The organism is Sphingobacterium faecale, from assembly GCF_016746095.1.
GTDB classification, from domain to species: domain Bacteria; phylum Bacteroidota; class Bacteroidia; order Sphingobacteriales; family Sphingobacteriaceae; genus Sphingobacterium; species Sphingobacterium faecale.
Map to the genome: position 1 here is coordinate 1 of NZ_JAERTY010000041.1, position 259 is coordinate 259.

Annotated in this window: 1 protein-coding gene; it reads left to right on the forward strand. The window is 50.2% G+C overall.

The genetic code is table 11. The annotated features are described in order from the left end of the window. The coding region (locus JKG61_RS22775) for a hypothetical protein (protein WP_202105308.1) at positions 1-259 on the forward strand (259 nt) is incomplete at both ends.

Below are 259 nucleotides of genomic sequence, written 5' to 3' on the forward strand. Positions count from 1 at the left end.
GCCTACGGTAGCTGTTGCAGGTGCTGATCAGGAAAACTGTAATGTTTCGAGCTTTACTTTAGCAGGAAATGCTCCTGTTGTCGGTACAGGTCTGTGGAGTATCGTTAGCGGGGCGGGTGTTATCACAAGTCCTACATTATACAATACTACGGTTACGGGTGTTGCTGCAGGCAGCAGTGTTACCCTTCGCTGGACAGTTAGCAACGGCAGCTGTGCGGATAGTTTTGACGAAGTCGTTCTGACGAACTATGCTGCGCCT